The sequence below is a fragment of the Pseudomonas sp. EL_65y_Pfl2_R96 genome, from assembly GCF_963970905.1.
Taxonomy (GTDB): domain Bacteria; phylum Pseudomonadota; class Gammaproteobacteria; order Pseudomonadales; family Pseudomonadaceae; genus Aquipseudomonas.
Genome location: NZ_CAXAQH010000005.1, coordinates 42,964 through 65,843, shown reverse-complemented (window position 1 = coordinate 65,843; position 22,880 = coordinate 42,964). Strand labels below are relative to the sequence as shown.

Here is a 22,880-nt window from a genome sequence, read left to right as displayed (position 1 = left end):
GGTTTGTTTAGTACTGCTAGCAAAAGACCAATGTGGGAGCGTCAGTTGCTGGAAATCTCGCCAACCGGCAGCTTTTCCTTGCTGCGCCAGTGCGGCAGGGAGTTCCAGTAGCGCTGGCCCTTGGCGTCGTCGTACATGCCTTCCCAGCGAGCGATGACCAATACGGCCAAGGCATTGCCGATCACGTTCAGCGCAGTACGGGCCATGTCCATGATGCGGTCGACACCGGCGATGAACGCCAGGCCTTCCAGCGGAATGCCAACGCTGCCCAAAGTAGCCAGCAGCACCACGAAGGACACGCCCGGTACGCCGGCGATACCTTTGGAGGTGACCATCAGCGTCAGCACCAGCAGCAACTGTTGGCTGATCGACAGGTCGATGCCGTAGAGCTGGGCAATGAAGATCGCCGCGATGCTCTGGTACAGGGTCGAACCGTCGAGGTTGAACGAGTAGCCGGTCGGCACCACGAAGCTGCAAATGGCTTTCGGCGCGCCGTAGGCTTCCATCTTCTCGATCACGCGCGGCAGCACGGTTTCGGAACTGGCGGTGGAGTAGGCCAGTACCAGCTCATCCTTGAAGATGCGCATCAGCTTGATCACCGAGAAGCCGAACAGGCGGGCGATCAGGCCCAACACCACAAAGGCGAAGAAGGCGACGGCGAAGTAAACCAGGACGACCAGTTTGGCCAGCGGCAGCAGAGAGGCGAAGCCGAAGTTGGCCACGGTCACCGCGATCAATGCGAACACGCCGATCGGGGCGTAGTTCATGATCATGTGGGTGACCTTGAACATGCTTTCCGACACGCCCTGGAACATCTTCACCAGCGGATCGCGCAGGTCCGATTGCAGGCTCGACAGACCGAGACCGAACAATACGGAGAAGAAGATGATCGGCAGCATCTCGCCGCGGACCATGGCGGCAAAGATGTTCGACGGGATCAGGTTAAGGATGGTCTGGATGAACGCGTGTTCATGCTGAACCTCGGCGGCGGTGGCCTGGTACTTGGAGATATCCACCGTACCCAGGGTGCTCATGTCGATGCCGCTGCCCGGATGAACCACGTTGGCCAGCACCAGACCGACCAGAATGGCGATGGTGGTGACGATCTCGAAGTAAATGATGGTCTTCAGACCGATGCGACCGAGTTTCTTCGCGTCGCCCACGCCAGCAATGCCGACGACGAGCGAGGAAATCACGATCGGGATCACGATCATCTTGATCAGACGGATAAAGATATCGCCCGCCGGTTGCAGGACGTTGCTGATCCACCAGGCTTTTTCGGCACTGAAATGGTTGAGCAGTGCACCAATTGCTATCCCCAGAACCAGACCGATGAGGATCTGCCAGGCGAGGCTAAGCTTTGCCTTCTTCATATCTTTACCCTTACTTGCGTTTGACTCAGGCTGATGCATGAACTGAAACGCTCAATGGCGAAGAAGTTTTGCATCGGCCCCCGTATAAGGTCCCCGCGAGCGAGCATTTACAGCTCTCAGGCAGCGAAAAAGGCGCAACTATTCCGATGCCGGGAAGCGCCGTCTAATGCCGTAAGCGCCTACCCTATGCCGAATCGGCATGAGATCTTTTAACTCAAACCCGCGTCCCAACCGGTTCGAATACGACATTTGGGCGGGCATAAGTGCCGTGAACCGGCCATTTCAGCGCAGGTTGATGTTTTTTGAACAGGCGGAAAACTGGGAAAAAGCCTACATTTGGCTGCGAATTTTCTTCGCGTGAAAGTTTGGGCTTTCTCGATATACGGTCACGAAGAAACACCGCGAAACGGTTTTGCGGGGAATATGCAGTAAAGCGAGATGAGCTGACTGCTCTAGATCAACGTTTTGCACGTTGAAGCTCTCCGCAAGCCCGTCGAGCCACTCTGGCCCCGTCGAACTTGCGTCGCAGCTTTACCTGACCCGGCCCTTGCGCAGGCACTCCCTGTATCCGTAGGTCACTCCGACCCTGAAGCAGTCAGAACGTCCCGACCCCTTGGTCATGCGTCTACCGTCCTCGGGTAGCGCAGTGAAAAGAAGCGCCAAGGCCTCTTTCGTATTTCGTCTGTTGCGTTTCGCAGAACGGCCCCGACCCGGTACTTGTCGCGAGTGTCTTCGAAACGCTGATACTCAGCCTCGACCGCGACGGCCAAAGAAGAAAGAAGCGATAAACATCACCAGGAATACGACAAAGAGAATCTTGGCGATACCCGTGGCGGTGCCCGCGATACCACCGAAGCCCAGTACTGCGGCGATGATGGCAATGATCAGGAATGTGATTGCCCAGCTCAACATGGCGATTCTCCTTACACTTCTGTTTAAAGGTGTTGCTTGTGGTGCCTTTCCCGGCGCATCAGGCGCGCCAAGTTCATTTGCTTAAAACACCCAACGTTCCTGCGGGGACGTTTCATCCACAGGCCGGGCCTGGTCGACGCTCATCATTCGCATCGAGGCGCTGTCTGCCTGGTCGCTGCTGACGGCGCTGAAGTGGGTTTGGGATGCGTGTGGAATCGACAGCTGCGGCGCATCTGGCTGCTGGCTCTGCTCCCAACGCAAGAACTGCTGACCGACAATCAAGGTGATCAACAGCGCCAGCAGGGCAAACAAGCCTTGCTGGACATGCAGTGGCGAGATACGCAATTGGGCGGCACGTTGGTGATTCATCCTGAAGTCCTCCCACACGGGTGGTGATCTGGTGACGGGCACTGGTCCTTGCCCTGACTACTCAGACAATTGCAGCCTGCATGCCAGCTTTTTATCAGAATAAATATTATTAAAATCAATGGGTTAAATGATTTATGGAAATCGTTTTGGACGCATCCTGCACGATGGCTCTTCTGAGGTCGTGCGTAATGCACGATGAGCTCACCGAAACTTTCAATGTTTTTGGAATTGAGGGAAGGGCGCAGATGTCAGAAAGGGACGCAGGCAATCGCCGAAAGAATGATCAATTAATAAAAAACCAAATAAATTTGTTGGTTAGCCAGGTACTGAGCAGATAGCTGCTCTGTTGTGGCTGGAATCGACCAGAATCAATCATGCAACTTGCCCGATTTTTCCGGGCCTAACCAAGATCATCAACCAAAGGAGCGTAGGAACATGGAATCAGCCACTGAGCATCAAGGCCGTATTCTGCTGGTGGATGATGAGTCCGCCATCCTTCGAACCTTTCGCTATTGCCTCGAAGACGAAGGCTACAGCGTGGCCACCGCGACCAGCGCTGCCCAGGCCGAAGCCTTGTTGCAGCGTCAGGTTTTCGATTTGTGCTTCCTCGATTTGCGCCTTGGCGAAGATAACGGGCTCGATGTGCTGGCCCAGATGCGTATCCAGGCGCCCTGGATGCGGGTGGTGATCGTCACTGCCCACTCGGCCGTGGACACTGCCGTGGACTCGATTCAGGCCGGTGCCGCCGACTATCTGGTCAAACCTTGCAGTCCCGACCAGTTGCGTCTGGCCACCGCCAAGCAACTGGAAGTGCGGCAGCTCTCGGCGCGCCTGGAAGCCCTCGAAGGTGAGGTGCGTAAACCCAAGGAGGGTCTGGATTCCCACAGCCCGGCCATGAAGGTGGTGCTTGAAACCGCACGCCAGGTCGCCAGTACGGACGCCAACATCCTTATTCTCGGCGAGTCGGGCACCGGTAAAGGTGAACTGTCACAGGCCATTCACGGCTGGAGCAAACGCCAGAAGAAATCTTGCGTCACCATCAACTGCCCATCCCTGACAGCAGAATTGATGGACAGCGAGCTCTTCGGTCACAGTCGTGGCGCGTTCACCGGGGCCAGCGAAAGCACCTTGGGGCGTGTCAATCAGGCCGACGGGGGAACCTTGTTTCTCGACGAGATCGGCGATTTTCCGCTGACCTTGCAGCCCAAGTTGCTACGCTTCATTCAGGACAAGGAATACGAACGAGTAGGTGATCCGGTGACCCGCCGTGCCGACGTGCGAATCCTCGCGGCCACTAACCTCAATCTTGAAGACATGGTCCGCGACGGCCGTTTTCGTGAAGACTTGCTCTATCGGCTGAATGTCATCACCTTGCACCTGCCGCCGCTTCGCGAACGCAGGGAAGACATTCTGACCCTGGCTGAGCGTTTCCTGGCGCGCTTCGTCAAGGAGTACTCGCGTCCGGCCCGGTGTTTCAGCGACGAGGCCCGTGAAGCGCTGCTCAGCTACCGATGGCCGGGTAATATCCGTGAGCTGCGCAACGTGGTGGAGCGCGCGAGCATAATTTGTCCGCAGGAACGAGTCGAACTCAGCCACCTGGGCATGGCCGAGACCCCGGTCAACACTGCGCCGCGAATTGGCGCTGCGTTAAGCCTGGATGAGTTGGAGAAAGCCCACATCGGCGCGGTCCTGGCCACGGCCGACACGCTGGATCAGGCGGCCAAGACTTTGGGTATCGATGCCTCGACCCTGTACCGCAAACGCAAGCAGTACAACCTGTGAGCCGTACCTGATGAAACTGGCGATGACGTTGCGCACTCGGCTGTTTCTGAGTATTTCCGCTCTGATTACGGTGGCGCTGCTCGGGCTCCTGCTCGGGCTGGTCAGTGTGATGCAGATGGCCGGGACTCAGGAGGCGCTGATCCGTGACAATTTCGTCAGACTGGACCTGGGGTTGAAACTGCGTCAGACCCTGGGCGACCAACTGATCATGATGCTTGGCGAGACCCCTGATCCTGCGGCGTTCGAGGCATCCAGGCAGCGTTCCCTCGAATTGCTTGACGAAGGCATTGCCCATGAGCCGCCCAGCGAGGGAGCCCAGTCCGGCTTCAAAAAGGCCAAGGCTGATTATCAGAGCTTATTGCAGGCCGTCGATCTTTCCCGCGCTCCGGTACAGGTACTCAGTGGCAGCGGGGATCTCACGGAAAAATTCAACGTGCTGCGCAACGGTTTGATCTCCGAACAGAAGCGCGCACTCGACAACATCAATGAGACCGAACGCCAGGCCCGGGAACGGGCGTTGCTGATTGCCGGCCTGATTGGGCTGGTCGGGGTGGCGGTGCTGTTCATCGGGTTCATTACCGCCCATGGGATCGCCCAGCGTTTCGGGGCCCCGATCGAGGCCCTGGCGGCGGCGGCTGACAACATTGGCCAAGGCAATTTCGAAGTGACCCTGCCGATTTCCTCGGCGGTGGAAATGAGCCAGCTGACCCGACGTTTCGGGATCATGGCCGAGGCCCTGCGAGAGCATCAGGCGACCAATATCGACGAGCTGCTCGCCGGCCAGCAACGCTTGCAGGCGGTGCTCGACAGCATCGACGACGGGTTGTTGATGATCGATCGCCAAGGGCATCTCGAGCGCCTCAATCCGGTGGCTCAGCGCCAGTTAGGCTGGGACACCGATCGTCTCGGCCAAGGGCTGGGCACGGCGCTTGAGCGTCCCGAACTGGATGAGCAACTGCAACTGGTGCTGCGCGGCGGCACTCTGGAGCGAGCGCCGGACGACTTGAGCATCGAGGTCGATGGTGAGTCACGATTGCTGACGTATAGCCTGACGCCGGTCAGCCATACCCAGGGTCATATTCTCGGCGCGGTGATGGTGCTGCATGACGTCACGGAACAGCGTGCCTTCGAACGGGTGCGCAGCGAGTTCGTTTTGCGTGCTTCTCATGAATTGCGCACGCCCGTCACCGGGATGCACATGGCATTCGGCCTGTTCCGCGAGCGGACGCATTTTGCCGAAGACTCCCGCGAAGCCGACCTGCTGGATACTGTGAATGAAGAAATGCAGCGCTTGATGCAGTTGATCAACGACCTGCTGAATTTCTCTCGCTATCAGAACGGCCTGCAAAAACTCACGCTGGCGCCATGCTCCATTGAGGATTTGCTGGATCAGGCCCAGGCACGTTTTTCCGGCCCGGCGCGGGAAAAAGGCATTGAGCTGCTGGTGGAAGTGCAAGGGCCGTTGCCGCGACTGCAAGCCGATCAGGCGCAACTGGAGCGGGTGCTCGACAACCTGATCGACAACGCCTTGCGCCATACCTCCCGCGACGGGCTGATACGTTTGCAGGCCCGGCGCCATGGTGAGCGAGTGATTATCAGTGTCGAGGACAACGGCGAAGGCATTGCCTACGGCCAACAGGGACGGATCTTCGAGCCCTTTGTTCAGGTCGGCCGCAAGAAGGGCGGCGCCGGGCTCGGGCTGGCACTGTGCAAGGAAATCGTGCAGCTGCACGGTGGGCGGATGGGTGTTTATTCGCGGCCGGGGCAGGGTTCGCAGTTCTACATGGCGCTGGCGGTATAAGCCTGAGCCATTTCAGGCTTCGTCATCCAGACGTCGCGCGGTCAGTCGGCGGCCACGGGTAATCAGTTCGATGAACTGCACAGCGCTCAAGGCATGTGCGAACAGCCAGCCCTGACCGAACTTCACTCCTTCGCTGCTCAGAAACACCGCTTGGGCTTCATGTTCGATGCCTTCTGCAATCACCTTGAGTTGCAGGGCCTGGGCCATGCGAATGATGTGCGGCGCCACGCCGCTACTGGCGGCGTCATGGCCCAGTGCGTCGATAAACGCCTTGTCGATTTTCAGGCAGTCCACCGGCAGGGTTTGCAGGTAGGCGAGGCTGCAATAGCCGGTACCAAAGTCATCGATCAGCACCTGATGCCCGACATCGCGCAAGGCTTGCAGGTTTTCTCTGGCCACCACGACATCCACCAGTCCGCGCTCGGTCACCTCGAAGGCAATCTGCCTGGCGGCTACCCGGTGCAAGGTCAGCAAGCGCGCGATGACCTCGCCGATACGCGGCACCATGACGTCGCAGGCCGCCAGGTTGACCGAGATGTACAGCTGCGGATTGGCGCGCAACAGTTGCCCGAGCTGTTCCAGCAGGCGCTGCAATACGAAGTCGGTCATCTGGCGGATCTGGCCGGTGTTCTCTGCCATCGGAATGAACAGATCGGGGCTGGTCAGCGTACCGTCCGGTCTTCGCCAGCGCAGCAAGGCTTCGGCGCCGACGCAGTTGCGGCTGTCGAGGTCGAAGATCGGTTGATACAGCACCTGCAACTCGCCTCGCCGTATGGCGCCTTGCAGTTCGGCATCCAGTGACTGACGCTGGCGCACCAGCAGAAACACCAGAATGCCTACAGAAGCACTCAGCGCGAGGCTGGCCGGCAGCAGCCACCACCATACCGCCGGTACATGCATCCCGGTGCGCGGAGTGATCAGTACCAGTTGGTACTCAGGGGTGTTGGTTGGCATTCGATAAATCAGGCGGGTAGGGGTGATTTGCAGTGCATCATGGCTTTTGGGGGGCCAGGGCTCTGTCGGGGGCCAGACCTGCGCGACACCGAGTACCGGAATGGCGCGGGTGTCGTGGTCGAGTACCACCAGCAGGCTGCTCCCCGGAGACAGATCAACCATGTCGGTCAAATGCCCGCGGGACGTCGCAACCCGGAAATTGCCACGCCCAAGCATCAGCGCGGCGCGGTTCTCATCGGGTTCGGTGGTGGTGTTCAGCCAATAGCTGTAGGTGGGGCCCTTGATGTCCGGCGGTCGGATCAGTGACAGCCCTTCCTGGCGGGGGCGGTTGGAGCAGATTCGCGAAGCGTCCATATAAGCAGCTTCGTAAACGAAGCGGTAATTGAAGCTGACTTGCTGCAAGGTAGCGATCATTTCGTCATCGCAGCCTCGCAGCGGTTGGGCTTCCAGGTCATCGAGACTTTCGCGCAGCTGCCCAAATAGCTGCTCCAGGCGGGCCAGGAAGCGCTCCCCCTGGGCATTCATTTCCTGGCTTTCGTTCTGCTCGACCTGATTCATCGCCACGAAAAGACTGCCGGTCATCAATAGCGTTGCGCTCAAGGCAGTAGCCAGCATCGCCAGAAACCAAGGGCGATAAAACCAGCTATGCAGTCTCTCTCGAGCAGCAGGCATCATGGAATATCCGAAGAATTACCAATGAGTTATAGCTGCTGATTGAGAAAAAGCCCTGACCGTCGGGCGGGCGTCATTATTTTGTCTGGTTCAACACCTGCAGCAGCGCCGCGGTTTGCGCGTCCGGCGTGCCGTCGAAACGGGACGGGCGGAAATGCAGCTGAAAGGCCGCCAGCACATTGCGTGTTGCGTCATCCAGTTCGCCGGTTTGCGGCGTGGCGTAGCCCAGGCGGGCAAGCTGTTCCTGAAACCAGCTGATGCTTGGCAGCTGTACGGCGAACTGCGCTTGCTGACGCGCCACGGCCTGCTCATTCGGCCAGATTCCCAGGCCTTCGGCAGCCAGGCGCTGCCAGGGAAACAGCGGGCCGGGATCGAGCTTGCGCATGGGGGCGATGTCGCTATGGCCGATGATATGGCGGGGGGTGATGCCATGGCGTTTGCTGATGTCCTTGAGCAGGAAGATCATCGACTGAACCTGGGCTTCGCTGTAGGGATACCAGAGGCGCCCGGTCGGGGTGTCCTGGAAGCCTGGATTGACGATTTCGATGCCAATGGAACTGGAGTTCAGCCAGGTCCGGCCTTGCCATTCGCTTTCACCCGCGTGCCAGGCCCGAAGATTTTCATCCATCAGCTTATAAATGGTGGCGTGCTCGTCGTCGCCGATCAGGTAATGGCTGCTGACCTCGCCATGAGTCAGCAATTGCAGCGAGTTCTCCAGAGATGCGGAGGTGTAATGCATCACCACGAACTGAATACGGCTGTCGTGATTGGCTGAAGGGTGGCTGGTGTCAATCCGGGGGCCGCTGGCACAACCGGCTAATAGAAGCAGCGACGCGATAAGAGCAAGACATTTCATGGCGGGAGGCAATACACGCAAGACAATAATGCAACAGTGTAACGTATTGCCTTGCGGCGCCGACGGCAAAAGCGCTCTTTTAAACAAAATGGAACAATTGACCGTCAGCCAAGTTCTATCCGATTGCGGCCAGTATTTTTCGCACGATATAGCGCCTGATCGGCTCTTTTAAGTACAAGATCGCTATGTTCGCCTGGTTTGAATGCGGTCAGCCCCATGGAGATGGTAATGGTGACTCGCTCACCCTTGAAGTGGAACGGGCAGGCTTCAATCGATGCGCGCAAGGTTTCCAGCAATTTCGCGCCGACCATTGGCGCCGTGGCAGGCATCAACAGCACAAACTCCTCACCGCCGAACCTGGCAATGAAGTCTGTTCCGCGCAGACGCTTGCGTAGCACGCTGGCGATGATTTTCAGTACCTTGTCGCCCGCCAGATGGCCGTAGTTGTCGTTGATGCGTTTGAAATGGTCGAGGTCGAGCATCGCCAGCAACAGGGTGTTGCCGTGTTGTTGCCATTGACCGATTTCGTGGTCCAGTCGTTCGCTCCAGGCCGCCCGATTCGGCAGGCCGGTCAATGGATCGATCAAAGCCTTCTGGCGCTGTTCTTCGAGATGCTCGCGGTAGCCCAGCGCTTCCTGCTCCATGTGGGCAACCCTTTCGGCCAGGCTTTGCAGGCGGGCTGCGACTTCCTGTTCGCGCTCGTCGCGCTGCTTCTGGTGCTGGTCCATGGTGCCGAGCAGGCCTTCGAGATGGTTTTCCAGCACCAGTTTTAGATCATCAAGGTCCGCCGCTTCCTGCATGCTGCTCTGCAAGCCGTCGACTTGCTCGCGAATCTGCGTGTCCATCTCCCGCGCGGCAGAGCGGTTGTCGGCGTGGCCTTCGCTCGCGGCTTGCAGGTTGCTCTGGAAAGACTCGAGGCGTTCGTTGAGTCGCTGCAAATACGCTTCGAATTCGTGCTGGCCGTTGTCGGTGATTGCCAGCATCAATGTTGCCAGATCGTCGAGGATGGGTAGCAGTTCGTACCAATTCAAGCCGTTTTGAAGACGATTACGCATCGCCTCGGCTTGCGGTCGATGGCGCTCGGGCAGCGTCAGGTCGTCGAGGAGGCCCAGCAGCGTGTCTTCGATATGCTTGGCGACAGAGCTGTAGGACGGTTCCGGTGAGTCCGGCAGGGCATACAGAATGTCGTGTTCTGACGGTTCTGGATCGACGGCCTCAGGCGTCAGCTCATCTGGGTTGATTGCCGGCGGAGCTTGAGTGGCCGACACGGCGATAGATGGAGCCGGCTCTTGCGGCTGTTCGATGTTCGGCTGGGTTTGTGGCTCTGGAGCCTGGCTGTTCGTAGCCTCAGGCTCGAGGATGGGCGGCACAAACGCCACGACTTCAGCAGCAGGTGCCGCTGTTGGCGCCTGAATTTCCAGTGGCTCAGGGGATGCAGCAGTGGGCGAGGGGGCTTCTACGGCTGGCAACACCACTTGCGGCTTATCGGTGGCTGGCGCGAGATTGACCGTCGCTTGTGGGGGCTCGGCCAGTGGTGCTGCAACCGTTTCGAGCGTTTGCCGGGCAGGCAGTTGCAATTCGGGGGCGGCGATCTGTGGCGCGGTCTCATCCGCTTCCCGGCTACCGAACAGGCGCTGCAGCAAACCCGGGCGGCCAGGCTCTGTGGGGTTCTCCAGCAGGCTCAAGGCTTTGCCTTGCAGGCCACTCAGTTCGCTGAGCAATAAGGGTATTTCTCGGGCCTGACCTACGCGTCCGTCCAGTTGCTTGGCGAAACGCTTCAGTGGCCGGCTCACTTCCCGGGGCAACGGCAATGCTTGCAGCTGAGAGACCAGTGCCGTCAGTGCAGCGCTGACTTGATCGACCCGGGTTTCCCGGCGCTGCTCGGAGTCGAGCACGGCTTTTTCCAGGCGCGGCAGCAAGGCGGCCAGGCCGGCGTCCATGTCGTCGGTTCGTACGACTTCGCGCATTTCCTTCATGCATTGGTCAACGGCGCGATCGGTACCTTCCGCGGCCAGGGTGCTGCGCACCAGCCCGCGACGCAGCAGGTCGAGCCGGGCGTCCCATCGACGTTCGAGCTTTTCCTGTAGTTCGATGCTTTTGAGGTATTTCTCTTTCCAGCGCTGTGCTTCGTCGCTCATTCAGGCAGGACTCAACGCGGGGAGTGCATCGGCCGTGAGCGAGCCCGGCAGACGTATCTCTACCGCGACCGGCAGGTGATCGGAAATGGGTTGTGCCAGCACCTCGACCTTTTCAAGGGTCAGGGTGGGGCTCAGCAGAATATGGTCCAGGCAACGCTGTGGGCGCCAGCTGGGGAAGGTCGCTTCCAGTTGCGGCGCGAGCAGGCCTAAGTCACGCAACGGGGAATGTTGCAGCAAGTCACTGGCATGGGTGTTCATATCGCCCATCAGCACCTGATGTTTATAACCGCCGATCAACTCGCGGATGTAAGCCAGTTGCATGCTACGGGCGCGAGCGCCCAGCGCCAGGTGCATCATCACCACCACAAGCGCCTCCGGACCTTCGCCGAAGCGCACCAGAATGGCCCCGCGACCCTTGGGCCCCGGCAGCGGATGATCTTCAATCGCCCACGGGCGCAGGCGGCTGAGTACGCCATTGCTGTGCTGGCCGAGATGACCGAGATTGCGATTGAGTTGCTGATACCAGTAGGGAAAGGCGCCGAGCTGCGCCAGATGTTCGACCTGATTGACGTAGCCTGATCGCAGGCTGCCGCCATCGACTTCCTGCAAGGCAACCAGGTCGAAGTCGCCCAGCAGATTACCGATTTTTTGCAGGTTGTCGGCACGCCCGGTATGCGGCAACAGATGCTGCCAGCCGCGGGTCAGATAGTGCCGATAACGCTCGGTACTGATGCCGACCTGGATATTGAAACTGAGCAAACGCAGACGGCTGTCCACGGGCAACCCCGTCGATTCCAGGTGATGCTCGTTGACCCGCGGGTCATGCAGGCCAACGATGCGTTCAGTTCCCCAGCGGCGCATGGCAGGTGCCGCGCTTAGTTGGCGACGGCCTTGGTTGCCGCTCGCTCTTTGGCGACCAGTTGGTCGGCCAGTTTCAGCGCTTGTTCGGCACCGCCGGCAGAGCCGATGTCAAAGCGATACTTGCCGTTGACGATCATGGTAGGCACGCCGGTGATTTCATATTTCTTTGCAAGCTCTTTGGCTTTGTTGATCTGGCCCTTGATGGCGAAGGAGTCGAAGGTGGCCAGGAATTTTTCCTTGTCTACACCTTGGGTCGCCAGGAATTCCGCCATCTCTTCTTTGTCAGTCAGCTTCTTGTGTTCTTTCTGAATTGCGTTGAACACGGCAGCGTGAACCTTGCTCTCGACACCCATGGCTTCAAGGGTCAGGAACATCTGGCCGTGTGCATCCCAAGGGCCGCCAAACATGGCCGGGATACGCACGAAATTCACGTCGGAAGGCAGCTTTTCAACCCATGGGTTAATGACGGGTTCGAAGGCATAGCAGTGCGGACAGCCGTACCAGAACAGCTCCACGACTTCGATCTTGCCAGGCTCGGCCACCGGGACCGGATTGCTCAGTTCGACATAGGGCGCTTCAGGTTTTTCGGCGGCTTGGGCGGTCATGCCGAACAGGCTGACAGCGACGAGTGCGGCGCTGATGATCAGATTACGCATGCTTTACTCCTGGACAATTTGGGCGCCTCGCGCGACCTGTTTTCAAACAGATTCCGGCGGGCTTGAGTTCTGTAGTGTAACGGCAGCGGCCACAAAAAAGGGCAGCCAAAGCTACCCTTTTTATGTTTGCATCGACGGATTAATCGAGTGTTAACGTTGCAAGAGATGTACATCTCTCACAACGCACGATCACAGGCCTTAGTGCAAGCCTTGAATATAGCTGGAGACTGCAGCGATATCTTCGTCGCTCAGCTTTTTAGCAATGCTTTGCATCGGTTTGGTATCGCCGTCGTTGGTCCGGCCACCTTCTTCTTTTCTGAAGTCGGCCAGTTGCTTGCCGACGTACTGAGCATGCTGGCCGCCCAGGTGCGGGAAGCCCGCTGCTGCGTTGCCTGCGCCGTTCGGCGAGTGGCAACCGGTACAGGCTGGCAGCCCTTTGGCCAAATCGCCACCACGGAACAGTGCTTCACCGCGAGCCACGACTTTAGGGTCGGCGGCGCCGACGCTGCCTTTCTGGCTGGCGAAGTAGGCGGCGATATCGGCCAGGTCCTGATCGCTCAGGTTGGTCAGCAGGCCGGTCATTTCCAGCACCGTACGTTTGCCGGACTTGATGTCGTGCAGCTGCTTGTTCAGATAACGCTCGCCCTGACCTGCCAGTTTCGGAAAGTTAGGCGCCATGCTATTGCCATCCGGGCCATGACAGGCGCCACATACTGCGGCTTTCGCCTGGCCAGCAGCCGCATCACCTGCAGCATGGGCAATGCCGGAGATCCCCACGGTCAACAGCAGACTCACGATCAATTTGTTCATCAGCTAATCCAACTACGGCTAAGGGTTAAAGAGTTATGGACCGGGTTTACTCGCTCATCCACTGGATGATGGCTTGGTAATCCTCGGTACTGCAGTCCATGCACAAACCACGCGGCGGCATCGCCTTGAAACCCTGGGTCACGTGTTGCACCAGCGTCTCCATACCTTTCGCCAGCCTCGGCGTCCAGGCTTGCTGATCGCCCTTGCGGGGGGCCATGGGTAGTTGGCCGGAATGACAGGCACCACAAACACGGTTGTACACAGCTTCCGGATCCTGTGTAGCCTGAGCGCTGTAAAGCGGCATCAAGACACCGGCAGCTAGCAGCCATTTCGTCATAAAACGACCTTTTCAGGGTTGAGAGCGTGCTGCGTTCTAGTGCGCATTCAAGGTCAATCGCTCTCGTGAACTTCATCCTACGCTGGGACAAAGCGCACACAAAATCTGCGGCATTATATACTGGCGTCACTGAAACGGAAACGACACTGCTTGCCGCGTCCATTCCCGGCGCCGCCCACATCGGAAATCCCATGCAACTCAAGAATCCCATCCTCGGCCTGTGCCAACAGTCCACCTTTATGCTCAGCGCCGCCAAAGTCGACCAATGCCCCGACGACGAAGGCTTTGAAGTGGCCTTCGCCGGGCGTTCCAACGCCGGCAAGTCCAGCGCGTTGAACACCCTGACGCACGCCAGCCTCGCGCGGACCTCAAAAACGCCAGGTCGCACGCAGCTGTTGAACTTCTTCAAGCTAGACGATGAACGCCGTCTGGTCGACCTGCCGGGTTACGGTTATGCGAAAGTGCCGATCCCGTTGAAGATGCACTGGCAGCGTCACCTGGAAGCCTATCTGGGCGGTCGCGAGAGTTTGAAAGGTTTGATTCTGATGATGGACATCCGTCATCCAATGACCGATTTCGACTTGCTGATGCTCGATTGGGCCGTCGCCAGCGGCATGCCGATGCATATTCTGCTGACCAAGGCAGACAAGCTGACCTACGGCGCGGCGAAAAACACGCTGCTCAAGGTTCAGTCGGAAATTCGCAAGGGTTGGGGCGATACGGTCACTATCCAGCTGTTTTCGGCTCCCAAACGCATGGGCCTGGAAGACGCCTACACTGTGCTGGCAGGCTGGATGGAGTTGGCGGACAAAGGTGCCGAGGTTGCCGAGTAAAGCTCTCGAGACAAATCGGCAGGCAAAAAAAACCCCGGACTTCATATGGGGAGGGAGAAGTTCCGGGGTTCAAGTTCCAGACCGCTAGGGCGGGGTCCAGATATCTGCCAACACTTAACACAACATAGGAGCATCGAAGGGCTTCACCAGCCATTCAGTATCTCTGAGTGGCGGTTCACGGATTTAGTTCAGACTATTTTCAAAAACCATTGGAAATAATCGTCGTCATTTTCCGCTCTATAGCCCTTCGTCATGTGCTGCGGCACCAGGCCGCAGCACACATGTCTTTTCAGGCGGCTCAGTGCGCCTCATCCCAGTTGTTGCCTACGCCTACCTCGACCAGAAGCGGTACGTCCAGTTGTGCGGCGTTGCTCATGTGCACGCGAATCTCCTCCCGTACCTGGTCGATCAGGTCCTCACGCACCTCGAGCACCAATTCATCGTGTACCTGCAGGATGACTTTGGCGTCCAGGCCAGACGATGTCAGCCAGTTGTCCACCGCCACCATGGCTTTCTTGATGATGTCCGCCGCGGTGCCTTGCATCGGGGCGTTGATTGCCGTGCGCTCGGCAGCTTTGCGCAGGGCCTGGTTCTTGGCGTTGATTTCCGGCAAGTACAGACGACGACCGAAGATGGTTTCGACGAAACCTTGTTCGGCGGCCTGGGCGCGCGTGCGCTCCATGTATTCGAGTACCCCGGGATAACGGGCGAAGTAACGGTCGATGTACGCTTGGGACTGTTTGCGGTCAACGCCGATCTGTTTGGCCAGGCCAAACGCGCTCATTCCATAGATCAGGCCGAAGTTGATGGCCTTGGCGCTACGACGCTGATCAGTGGTGACATCGGCCAACTCAACCCCGAAGACTTCGGCCGCCGTGGCTTTGTGTACGTCCAGGTCATTGCGGAAGGCGTGCAGCAAGCCTTCGTCCTTGGCCAGGTGAGCCATGATCCGCAGTTCGATCTGCGAGTAGTCCGCTGCCAGCAGCTTGTAGCCTTTGGGGGCGACGAACGCCTGACGAATCCGACGACCTTCGGCGGTGCGTATCGGAATGTTCTGCAGGTTCGGATCGCTGGATGACAAGCGCCCGGTTGCCGCCACGGCTTGATGATACGAGGTATGAATCCGCCCGGTGCGCGGGTTGATCTGCTCTGGCAGCCGGTCGGTGTAGGTGCTTTTCAGCTTGCTCATCGAGCGGTACTGCATCAGTACTTTGGGCAGCGGGAAATCCTGCTCGGCCAGTTCCGCCAGCACGGCTTCGGCGGTGGAGGCCTGGCCTTTGGCGGTTTTGTTGAGGATTGGCAAGCCGAGTTTTTCGTACAGGATCACGCCCAGTTGCTTCGGCGACCCGAGGTTGAATTCTTCGCCGGCGATGGCAAACGCCTCACGCTCCAGAGCGACCATTTTCTCGCCCAGCTCCACGCTCTGGATGCCCAGCAGGTTGGCATCGACCAGCGCGCCCTGGCGTTCGATCCGTGCCAGTACCGGCACCAGCGGCATTTCGATTTCGCTCAGGACTTTGCTCAGGCTCGGAATGGCGTTGAGCTTTTCTTGCAATGTTTGGTGCAGGCGCAGAGTGATGTCGGCGTCTTCGGCGGCGTAAGGCCCGGCCAGCTCCAGGGATATCTGATCAAAGGTCAGCTGTTTGGCGCCCTTGCCGGCAATGTCCTGAAAACTGGTGGTGGTGTGACTCAGGTACTTGAGCGCCAGGCTGTCCATGTCGTGGCGGGTCGCGGTGGAATCCAGTACATAGGATTCGAGCATGGTGTCGAAGGCAATGCCCTGGACGGTAATGCCGCAAGCCTGATCGCCACCGATGGCGCAGTTGGCCAGGATGTTCATGTCGAACTTGGCGTGCTGGCCGACTTTGAGCTTGCCTGGGTCTTCCAGAATCGGTTTCAGTGCCCGCAACACGGTGTCGCGATCAAGCTGATCCGGCACGCCCATGTAGGAGTGGGTCAACGGGATGTAGGCCGCTTCGTTGGCTTGTACCGCGAAGGACAGGCCTACCAACTGCGCTTGCTGAGCGTCTATACCGGTAGTTTCGGTGTCGAAGGCAATCAGCTTGGCGTCGTTGAGTTTCTTCAGCCACAGGTCGAAATCCGCCTGGGTGAGGACCGTGGTGTATTTGGGTTCAGTCCCGGCGATGGTTTCTTCGGCGACTGGCGCGGTGACTTCCTGGCCGGAGCGCTTGGCGTCGCGCTGGTTCTCTTCGAACCAGCTCTTGAATTCCAGCAGTGTGTAGAGCTCGGCGAGCTTGTCGTGATCCGGCTTGCCCATTTGCAGGTCATCGAGGCCGATGTCCAGCGGCACGTCGATCTTGATCGTCGCCAGTTGATAGGAGAGAAACGCCATCTCCTTGTGCTCTTCAAGCTTGGCCGGCAGGGTTTTGGCGCCGCGAATCGGCAGGGTCGGGACGATGTCGAGCTGCGCATAGAGCTCGGTCAGGCCGCCGTTCACGCCGACCAGCAGGCCGGAAGCGGTCTTGGGACCGATACCCGGAACGCCTGGAATGTTGTCGGACGAATCGCCCATCAGCGCCAGGTAATCGATGATCTGCTCGGGAGCGACGCCGAATTTCTCCTTCACGCCTTCCACGTCCAGCGCGCTACCGGTCATCGTATTGACCAAGGTAATGTGCCCGTCGACCAGTTGCGCCATGTCCTTGTCGCCGGTGGAGATCACCACCGGGCGGTCGGCGGCCGCGCTACTGCGGGCCAGGGTGCCAATCACGTCGTCCGCTTCAACGTTGTCCACGCACAGCAGCGGGAAGCCCAGGGCCTTGACGCTGGCGTGCAGCGGCTCGATCTGGACCCGCATGTCGTCGGGCATGCTTGGGCGATTGGCCTTGTATTCGGCGAACATCGCGTCGCGGAACGTCCCGCCCTTGGCGTCGAATACTACGGCGAACGGGCTGTCCGGGTACTGCTTGCGCAGACTCTTGAGCATGTTCAATACGCCTTTGACCGCACCGGTGGGCAGGCCTTTGGATGTGGTCAGCGGTGGCAACGCGTGAAAAGCGCGGTACAGGTAAGAAGAACCGTCCACCAGGACGAGGGGGGCTTGGCTCATGAGCAGGATCAACCTTTTCGGCGGGTCCGGCGCTAGAATAGCGGGACCGTTGACGACAAAGGGACAAGGTTATCATGCGCACACTAAATCGCTTGTTGCTGGCTGGCTTGTTTGCAATCACTCCATTGGCTGTCATGGCGGCGGACGACGCGCCCTCGGCGGACCCGGATGTAACGATCCGCACGGAAGGCGATAAAACCATTCAGGAATATCGGCAAAATGGCTTTTTGTATGCCATCAAGGTCACCCCAAAGGTCGGTAAACCGTATTTCCTGGTGCGCGCTGATGGCTCGGACGGTAACTTCATTCGCTCGGATCAGCCGGATATGCTGATTCCGTCGTGGAAAATATTCGAGTGGTAAGCCGTTCTTAACTTTAATCGGCGCTGGCTCAACCGCGGCGCCCGTACTGGCAGTTTTAACCATGTCTGTGTTCACCCCCCTGGCTCGGCCCGAGCTGGAAACCTTTCTCGCCCCTTATGGGCTCGGCCGCCTGCTTGATTTCCAGGGGATCGCCGCCGGTAGCGAAAACACCAATTTCTTTATCAGCCTGGAGCAGGGCGAATTTGTCCTGACCCTGGTCGAGCGCGGTCCGGTGCAGGAAATGCCGTTTTTCATCGAATTGCTCGATGTACTGCACGACGCTGACCTGCCGGTACCTTATGCCCTGCGTACCACCGACGGCGTCGCTTTGCGCGAGCTGGCCGGTAAACCTGCGCTGTTGCAGCCGCGTCTGGCGGGCAAGCACATCAAGGACGCCAACGCGCAGCATTGCGCTCAGGTCGGCGAGCTGCTGGCTCATCTGCACCTGGCGACCCAGGCCAACATGATCAAACGCAAAACCGATCGCGGCCTGGATTGGATGATGGAAGAGGGCACACAGCTACTCTCGCACCTGAATGCCGAGCAAAGCGATTTGCTGCAACGGGCGCTGGATGAAATTACCCAGCAGAAGACGAAAATTCTGGCGCTGCCGCGAGCCAACATCCACGCGGACCTGTTCCGCGATAACGCGATGTTCGAAGGCACACACCTGACCGGGTTGATCGACTTCTACAACGCCTGTTCGGGGCCGATGCTCTATGACGTGGCAATTGCCTTGAACGATTGGTGCTCGGACGAACAAGGGCAGCTTGATGGCGCTCGGGCGCGGGCATTGCTGGGCGCGTATGCCGCGCTGCGACCGTTTACCGCTGCCGAAGCCGAGCTATGGCCGACCATGCTGCGCGTGGCGTGCGTACGGTTCTGGTTGTCGCGCTTGATCGCTGCGGAGTCTTTCGCCGGGCAGGACGTGTTGATTCACGATCCGATGGAATTTCAGTTGCGGCTGACGCAACGGCAGAAGGTCAGCACGCCGTTGCCGTTCGCGCTTTAAAAGCTTCGCGGGCAAGCCTCGCTCCTACAGGATTTGTGTCGTTCACCAATATTATGAACGGCACTCATCCTGTAGGAGCGAGGCTTGCCCGCGAGTGGGGGCGCCGAAAATCAGCGCTTACAACGACTCCAGACACCCCGCCAAATCATTCCCCAGCTTTTCCAATACCTGCTCATACCCCTGAGCGGTCGCTGGCGTGTACCCGCCCAGCGCATCCAGTTCCGCCAGCTTCACTGGCAGCCCGGCCACCAGAGTTTCTGCCAGGCGTGGGCGCAATGGAGGTTCGCTGAACACGCAGGTCTTGCCGATTTCCTGCAACCGCGTGCGCATCGCCGCCACGTGTTGGGCGCCGGGTTGCACTTCGGCAGCGACGCTGAACACGCCGGTGTGCTTGAGGCCGTAAGCGTCTTCGAAGTAATCGAAGGCTTCGTGGAACACGAAATAAGGCTTGCCCGCGATACCCGCCAGACGGGCCTTCAGGCGCCGGTCCAGAGCATCCAGACGCTCATCGAATGCCTTGAGGTTGCTCTGATAGCGCGCCGCGTTGGCCGGATCGACAGCACTCAGATCGGCGGCCATTTTGCTGGCGATTACTCGGGCGTTTATCGGTGACAACCACAAGTGCGCATCCAGGCTGCCAGGACGGTGATCGTGGTCATGCTCGTCGGCATCTTCGGCGTGGGAATGGTTGTCTTCGGCGAAATGTCGCAGTTTCAGGCCAGGCAAATCCTGCACTGCGACGCTGGGCAGCGTACGACCTTTCAGCACGCGAGGCAGGAAACCTTCCATGTCCGGGCCGATCCAGTACACCAGATCCACCGATTGCACTTTCCGTACGTCGGACGGGCGCAAGGCATAGTTATGCGGCGAGGCGCCGGGCGGGAGCAAGACTTCCGGAACCGCAACACCGTCCTGCACCGCCGCGGCGATCAGTTGCAGGGGCTTGATGCTGGTGAGGACTTTGACTTCGGCTTGAGCTGAACCAGTCAGCAGAAAACTTGCGACAAATGCGACAAAGATAGAAAAAAGTCGAGACACGATGACCACTCGAAGAGGCGAGAACGGGTAACATAATAACGTCTCTCACAACACTCGTCGCCGCTCATGCCTAAAACACCGATTGCCAGCCGTCCCCACGACCACTCTCATTGCGTCCATAGCGCATTGTCTGAGGCCGATGCCTTGTGCGCACGTCAGGGGCTGCGCCTGACCGCTTTGCGCCGGCGGGTGCTGGAACTGGTGTGGCAAAGCCACAAACCGCTGGGTGCCTATGACATTCTGGCGGTGCTCAGCGAGCAGGACGGCCGCCGCGCCGCGCCGCCGACCGTGTACCGCGCGCTGGATTTCCTGCTGGAAAACGGTCTGGTGCACCGCATCTCCTCGCTGAACGCCTTCGTTGGCTGCAATCACCCGGAACACGCCCACCAGGGCCAGTTCCTGATCTGCCGCGAATGCCATGCCGCCATCGAACTCGAACAGAAATCCATCAGCGACGCGATCATCGGTAGCGCCAAGGATGTCGGATTTGTCGTCGAGGCCCAGACCGTTGAAGTCATCGGTCTCTGCTCGGGTTGCCAGGGGGCTTGATGAGCAATGCGCTGATTCGCCTCGAAAAGGTGGCCGTCACCTTTGCCGGGCAAAACGTGCTGGATAACATCGAGCTGAGCGTCGAGCCGGGGCAGATCGTCACTCTGATCGGCCCCAACGGTGCCGGCAAAACCACATTGGTGCGCGCGGTACTCGGTCTGTTGAAACCGGACAGCGGCAGCGTCTGGCGCAAGCCGAAGTTGCGCGTCGGTTACATGCCGCAAAAACTCCATGTCGATCCGACCCTACCGCTTTCGGTGCTGCGCTTCTTGCGTCTGGTCCCTGGTGTGGACCGCGCTCGGGCCTTGGCGGCCCTCAAGGAAGTCGGCGCCGAACAGGTCATCGACAGCCCGGTGCAAAGTGTTTCCGGTGGTGAGATGCAACGGGTGCTGCTGGCGCGGGCGTTACTGCGTGAGCCGGAGTTGCTGGTGCTTGATGAGCCGGTGCAAGGCGTCGACGTGGCCGGTCAAGCCGAGCTTTACAGTCTGATCACACGACTGCGCGACCGTCATGGTTGCGGCGTATTGATGGTTTCTCACGATCTGCATCTGGTGATGAGCACCACCGACCAGGTGGTGTGCCTGAATCGCCACGTCTGCTGCTCCGGGCATCCCGAGCAGGTCAGTGGCGATCCGGCGTTTGTCGAGTTGTTCGGAAAGAACGCCCAAAGCCTGGCGATTTATCACCACCATCACGACCACGCCCACGACCTGCATGGCTCGGTGGTCAGCGCGACCCCCTCGACCCCTACCCACGTTCATGGAGATAGCTGCAAGCATGGCTGATTTTCTGCTCTTCGCCCTGCTTGCAGGTCTGGCCCTGGCGCTGGTCGCGGGCCCGTTGGGTTCGTTCGTGGTCTGGCGGCGCATGGCCTATTTCGGCGACACCCTGTCGCACGCCGCACTGCTCGGCGTGGCGCTGGGTTTTCTGCTGGATGTCAGCCCGACCGTGGCCGTCACTGTAGGCTGCCTGTTGCTGGCGGTGTTGCTGGTGACGTTGCAACAACGGCAGCCACTGGCGTCTGACACGCTGTTGGGAATTCTCGCACCGAGCACACTCTCTCTGGGCTTGGTGGTACTAAGCTTCATGCATGAAGTGCGGATCGACCTGATGGCCTATCTGTTCGGCGACCTGCTGGCGATCAGCCCGACCGATCTGGCCTGGATCCTCGGCGGTAGCGCGGCGGTGCTGGTATTGCTGGTCACGCTGTGGCGACCCTTGCTGGCGATCACGGTGCACGAAGAACTGGCCAAGGTGGAAGGTTTGCCGGTGGCGGCGTTGCGCCTGGTCCTGATGTTGCTGATTGCTGTGGTGATCGCGGTGGCGATGAAAATTGTCGGCGTTCTGTTGATTACCTCGTTACTGATTATTCCGGCGGCTGCGGCACAGCGTCACGCCCGCTCGCCGGAGCAGATGGCGCTGGGCGCGAGCCTGCTGGGTATGCTCGCGGTGTGTGGCGGGCTGGCATTGTCCTGGTTCAAGGACACCCCGGCCGGCCCGTCGATTGTGGTGACGGCCGCCGCGCTGTTTCTGCTGAGTTTTGTCCTGCCCCGTCGAGGGGTGTAGACTTGCTCGTTTTTTGCGCAAATAGAGAGTCGCAGGAATGAAGCCGTTCGCCTCCCGTTATCTGCTCCTTGTCGCATTTTCGCTGCTACTGGGCGCTTGTCAAAGCACGCCACCGGCGGCCACCGTGGCCCCCGATGCGCGGGCCACGGCTATCGCACAGCTGGAACAAAGCCTGGCCAGCAGCGAGCTGGCCACCGCCGAGGATCAATTGGCGGCCTTGCAGGCCGAGTCGCCCAACGATCAATCCCTTGAGCAATACCAGCGGCAATTGGCCGAAGCCTATTTGCTGCGCAGCCAGATCGTGTTGCAAAAAGGTGATGTGAATGCGGCGGCCACTGCCCTCAGCCGTGCCCGGGTGTTGATGCCCAAGGCGCCAGCACTGACCGGTGGCGTCAACAGCGCTATCGTTCATGCGCGCAAGGCTGAGCTGGATAAAGCCGAAGCGGCCCTCAAGGCTGCCGAAGCCAAGCCGCAGGCCAAGGTCATCGACCCGACGGCTGAAAGCACGACGGTGGCGTTGAACCTCACCGATATGAGCAAGCTTCGTCGTCAACTGGATGCCATCGCCGCCGATGTGGTGAATTATCAGTGCGATGTGAGCATTCAGGCTCCTCGCACCCAGGATTACCCATGGCTGGCCACGTTGCTGACCAAGCGGGTGAAGAAGCTGGATTCGGGGTTTGATCTGAAACTGGAGAAGCAGATTCTGCGCAACATCCCGGCGCAGATGGTTTTGAGCCCTCGCAAGCCATAAAGAAAAGATCGCAGCCTGCGGCAGCTCCTACGGACCGTGTAGGCGCTGCCGCAGGCTGCGATCTTTTGCTTTTCTAAATGCATCAGGCCGGAATTGCCTTGGTCCCAGGTTCCTAACCTTTGATCGCCTTATTGCCAAATCGCTGGTTTAAAGCGAAATAAATGCTAAGAACCTC

General features: G+C 59.1%; 21 protein-coding genes. 9 read left to right on the top strand and 12 right to left on the bottom strand.

Translation table 11 applies throughout. The features are described 5' to 3' along the window. Positions 1–41 precede the first annotated feature (41 nt). The 3 genes from gltP to AACY49_RS07710 all read right to left on the bottom strand — a co-directional run bounded on the left by gltP (position 42) and on the right by AACY49_RS07710 (position 2,654). Positions 42–1,373 (bottom strand): glutamate/aspartate:proton symporter GltP, encoded by a 1,332-nt coding sequence (gene gltP / locus AACY49_RS07720; RefSeq protein ID WP_258698375.1) that lies wholly within the window; start codon positions 1,371–1,373, stop codon positions 42–44. A 747-nt stretch (positions 1,374–2,120) separates the two neighbouring features. After that, a complete protein-coding gene (locus AACY49_RS07715; RefSeq protein WP_003177151.1) occupies positions 2,121–2,285 on the bottom strand; it encodes a DUF1328 domain-containing protein in 165 nt (54 codons plus the stop codon). A gap of 81 nt (positions 2,286–2,366) precedes the next feature. Further along, positions 2,367–2,654 carry a hypothetical protein gene (locus tag AACY49_RS07710; RefSeq protein WP_258698376.1) on the bottom strand — a complete coding sequence of 96 codons (288 nt, stop codon included), beginning with the start codon at positions 2,652–2,654 and terminating at the stop codon, positions 2,367–2,369. Positions 2,655–3,089: 435 nt separating this feature from the next. Here AACY49_RS07710 and algB point away from each other — a divergent pair, with 435 nt between their 5' ends. Further along, positions 3,090–4,436 carry a sigma-54-dependent response regulator transcription factor AlgB gene (algB, locus tag AACY49_RS07705; RefSeq protein ID WP_258698377.1) on the top strand — a complete coding sequence of 449 codons (1,347 nt, stop codon included), beginning with the start codon at positions 3,090–3,092 and terminating at the stop codon, positions 4,434–4,436. Positions 4,437–4,446: 10 nt separating this feature from the next. Beyond that, the gene (locus AACY49_RS07700; RefSeq protein ID WP_339522784.1) at positions 4,447–6,237 is read left to right on the top strand and encodes a KinB sensor domain-containing domain; all 1,791 of its coding nucleotides are present in this window, start codon (positions 4,447–4,449) and stop codon (positions 6,235–6,237) included. Positions 6,238–6,249: 12 nt separating this feature from the next. On the opposite strand, the gene AACY49_RS07695 is transcribed toward AACY49_RS07700, so the two are convergent. From AACY49_RS07695 to AACY49_RS07665, 7 genes are all read right to left on the bottom strand, one after another. Next, complete coding sequence (locus AACY49_RS07695; RefSeq protein WP_320392836.1) at positions 6,250–7,866, bottom strand: EAL domain-containing protein; 1,617 nt, start codon at positions 7,864–7,866, stop codon at positions 6,250–6,252. A gap of 73 nt (positions 7,867–7,939) precedes the next feature. Beyond that, the gene (locus tag AACY49_RS07690) at positions 7,940–8,719 is read right to left on the bottom strand and encodes an N-acetylmuramoyl-L-alanine amidase (RefSeq protein WP_339522781.1); all 780 of its coding nucleotides are present in this window, start codon (positions 8,717–8,719) and stop codon (positions 7,940–7,942) included. A 104-nt stretch (positions 8,720–8,823) separates the two neighbouring features. After that, positions 8,824–10,857, bottom strand: a complete 2,034-nt coding sequence (locus AACY49_RS07685; protein WP_339522779.1) for a diguanylate cyclase — start codon at positions 10,855–10,857, stop codon at positions 8,824–8,826. Continuing rightward, positions 10,858–11,718, bottom strand: coding sequence for an endonuclease/exonuclease/phosphatase family protein (locus tag AACY49_RS07680; RefSeq protein ID WP_258698382.1), 861 nt, complete (start codon positions 11,716–11,718; stop codon positions 10,858–10,860). 14 nt (positions 11,719–11,732) lie between these two features. Then, a complete protein-coding gene (locus AACY49_RS07675) occupies positions 11,733–12,374 on the bottom strand; it encodes a thiol:disulfide interchange protein DsbA/DsbL (protein ID WP_339522776.1) in 642 nt (213 codons plus the stop codon). A gap of 198 nt (positions 12,375–12,572) precedes the next feature. Then, positions 12,573–13,184 (bottom strand): c-type cytochrome, encoded by a 612-nt coding sequence (locus AACY49_RS07670; protein ID WP_258698384.1) that lies wholly within the window; start codon positions 13,182–13,184, stop codon positions 12,573–12,575. Positions 13,185–13,230: 46 nt separating this feature from the next. After that, complete coding sequence (locus AACY49_RS07665) at positions 13,231–13,521, bottom strand: c-type cytochrome (RefSeq protein WP_258698385.1); 291 nt, start codon at positions 13,519–13,521, stop codon at positions 13,231–13,233. 191 nt (positions 13,522–13,712) lie between these two features. Between AACY49_RS07665 and yihA the strand changes: the two genes are divergently transcribed. Then, a complete protein-coding gene (gene yihA / locus AACY49_RS07660) occupies positions 13,713–14,354 on the top strand; it encodes a ribosome biogenesis GTP-binding protein YihA/YsxC (RefSeq protein WP_258698386.1) in 642 nt (213 codons plus the stop codon). A gap of 298 nt (positions 14,355–14,652) precedes the next feature. Here the strand turns inward: yihA and polA are convergent, their stop codons facing one another. Beyond that, positions 14,653–17,424 carry a DNA polymerase I gene (polA, locus tag AACY49_RS07655; RefSeq protein WP_258698387.1) on the bottom strand — a complete coding sequence of 924 codons (2,772 nt, stop codon included), beginning with the start codon at positions 17,422–17,424 and terminating at the stop codon, positions 14,653–14,655. 74 nt (positions 17,425–17,498) lie between these two features. Here polA and AACY49_RS07650 point away from each other — a divergent pair, with 74 nt between their 5' ends. Both AACY49_RS07650 and AACY49_RS07645 read left to right on the top strand, forming a co-directional pair. Beyond that, positions 17,499–17,786, top strand: a complete 288-nt coding sequence (locus AACY49_RS07650; RefSeq protein WP_008076254.1) for a DUF2782 domain-containing protein — start codon at positions 17,499–17,501, stop codon at positions 17,784–17,786. A 61-nt stretch (positions 17,787–17,847) separates the two neighbouring features. Next, entirely contained in the window at positions 17,848–18,798 is a 951-nt protein-coding gene (locus tag AACY49_RS07645) for a homoserine kinase (RefSeq protein ID WP_258698388.1), read from the top strand. A 117-nt stretch (positions 18,799–18,915) separates the two neighbouring features. Here AACY49_RS07645 and znuA read toward each other — a convergent pair whose 3' ends face one another. Next, a complete protein-coding gene (gene znuA / locus AACY49_RS07640) occupies positions 18,916–19,836 on the bottom strand; it encodes a zinc ABC transporter substrate-binding protein ZnuA (protein WP_258698389.1) in 921 nt (306 codons plus the stop codon). Between the two features lie 66 nt (positions 19,837–19,902). On the opposite strand from znuA, the gene zur reads away from it, so the two are divergent. The 4 genes from zur to AACY49_RS07620 are packed head-to-tail and all read left to right on the top strand — an operon-like array spanning position 19,903 to position 22,705. Next, positions 19,903–20,385: a zinc uptake transcriptional repressor Zur gene (gene zur / locus AACY49_RS07635; RefSeq protein ID WP_258698390.1), complete on the top strand. Its 483-nt coding sequence runs from the start codon at positions 19,903–19,905 to the stop codon at positions 20,383–20,385. After that, complete coding sequence (znuC, locus tag AACY49_RS07630) at positions 20,385–21,170, top strand: zinc ABC transporter ATP-binding protein ZnuC (RefSeq protein ID WP_258698391.1); 786 nt, start codon at positions 20,385–20,387, stop codon at positions 21,168–21,170. The genes zur and znuC overlap by 1 nt, the downstream gene beginning before the upstream one ends. Next, positions 21,163–21,951, top strand: coding sequence for a zinc ABC transporter permease subunit ZnuB (gene znuB, locus AACY49_RS07625; RefSeq protein ID WP_258698392.1), 789 nt, complete (start codon positions 21,163–21,165; stop codon positions 21,949–21,951). Before znuC ends, znuB begins: the two co-directional genes overlap by 8 nt. 37 nt (positions 21,952–21,988) lie before the next feature. Then, positions 21,989–22,705, top strand: coding sequence for a PA5502 family lipoprotein (locus AACY49_RS07620; RefSeq protein ID WP_339522767.1), 717 nt, complete (start codon positions 21,989–21,991; stop codon positions 22,703–22,705). Positions 22,706–22,880 lie beyond the last annotated feature (175 nt).

Excerpts from the sequence above, each read along its gene's own strand:
- AACY49_RS07680 (WP_258698382.1), bottom strand. The coding sequence starts at position 11,718 with ATGCGCCGCTGGGGAACTGAACGCATCGTTGGCCTGCATGACCCGCGG.
- yihA (WP_258698386.1), top strand. The coding sequence starts at position 13,713 with ATGCAACTCAAGAATCCCATCCTCGGCCTGTGCCAACAGTCCACCTTT.
- AACY49_RS07645 (WP_258698388.1), top strand. The coding sequence starts at position 17,848 with ATGTCTGTGTTCACCCCCCTGGCTCGGCCCGAGCTGGAAACCTTTCTC.
- AACY49_RS07700 (WP_339522784.1), top strand. The coding sequence starts at position 4,447 with ATGAAACTGGCGATGACGTTGCGCACTCGGCTGTTTCTGAGTATTTCC.
- AACY49_RS07670 (WP_258698384.1), bottom strand. The coding sequence starts at position 13,184 with ATGAACAAATTGATCGTGAGTCTGCTGTTGACCGTGGGGATCTCCGGC.
- AACY49_RS07675 (WP_339522776.1), bottom strand. The coding sequence starts at position 12,374 with ATGCGTAATCTGATCATCAGCGCCGCACTCGTCGCTGTCAGCCTGTTC.
- AACY49_RS07620 (WP_339522767.1), top strand. The coding sequence starts at position 21,989 with ATGAAGCCGTTCGCCTCCCGTTATCTGCTCCTTGTCGCATTTTCGCTG.
- AACY49_RS07690 (WP_339522781.1), bottom strand. The coding sequence starts at position 8,719 with ATGAAATGTCTTGCTCTTATCGCGTCGCTGCTTCTATTAGCCGGTTGT.
- AACY49_RS07650 (WP_008076254.1), top strand. The coding sequence starts at position 17,499 with ATGCGCACACTAAATCGCTTGTTGCTGGCTGGCTTGTTTGCAATCACT.
- AACY49_RS07710 (WP_258698376.1), bottom strand. The coding sequence starts at position 2,654 with ATGAATCACCAACGTGCCGCCCAATTGCGTATCTCGCCACTGCATGTC.
- znuB (WP_258698392.1), top strand. The coding sequence starts at position 21,163 with ATGGCTGATTTTCTGCTCTTCGCCCTGCTTGCAGGTCTGGCCCTGGCG.
- polA (WP_258698387.1), bottom strand. The coding sequence starts at position 17,424 with ATGAGCCAAGCCCCCCTCGTCCTGGTGGACGGTTCTTCTTACCTGTAC.
- AACY49_RS07695 (WP_320392836.1), bottom strand. The coding sequence starts at position 7,866 with ATGATGCCTGCTGCTCGAGAGAGACTGCATAGCTGGTTTTATCGCCCT.
- AACY49_RS07665 (WP_258698385.1), bottom strand. The coding sequence starts at position 13,521 with ATGACGAAATGGCTGCTAGCTGCCGGTGTCTTGATGCCGCTTTACAGC.
- AACY49_RS07715 (WP_003177151.1), bottom strand. The coding sequence starts at position 2,285 with ATGTTGAGCTGGGCAATCACATTCCTGATCATTGCCATCATCGCCGCA.
- zur (WP_258698390.1), top strand. The coding sequence starts at position 19,903 with ATGCCTAAAACACCGATTGCCAGCCGTCCCCACGACCACTCTCATTGC.
- AACY49_RS07685 (WP_339522779.1), bottom strand. The coding sequence starts at position 10,857 with ATGAGCGACGAAGCACAGCGCTGGAAAGAGAAATACCTCAAAAGCATC.
- algB (WP_258698377.1), top strand. The coding sequence starts at position 3,090 with ATGGAATCAGCCACTGAGCATCAAGGCCGTATTCTGCTGGTGGATGAT.
- gltP (WP_258698375.1), bottom strand. The coding sequence starts at position 1,373 with ATGAAGAAGGCAAAGCTTAGCCTCGCCTGGCAGATCCTCATCGGTCTG.
- znuC (WP_258698391.1), top strand. The coding sequence starts at position 20,385 with ATGAGCAATGCGCTGATTCGCCTCGAAAAGGTGGCCGTCACCTTTGCC.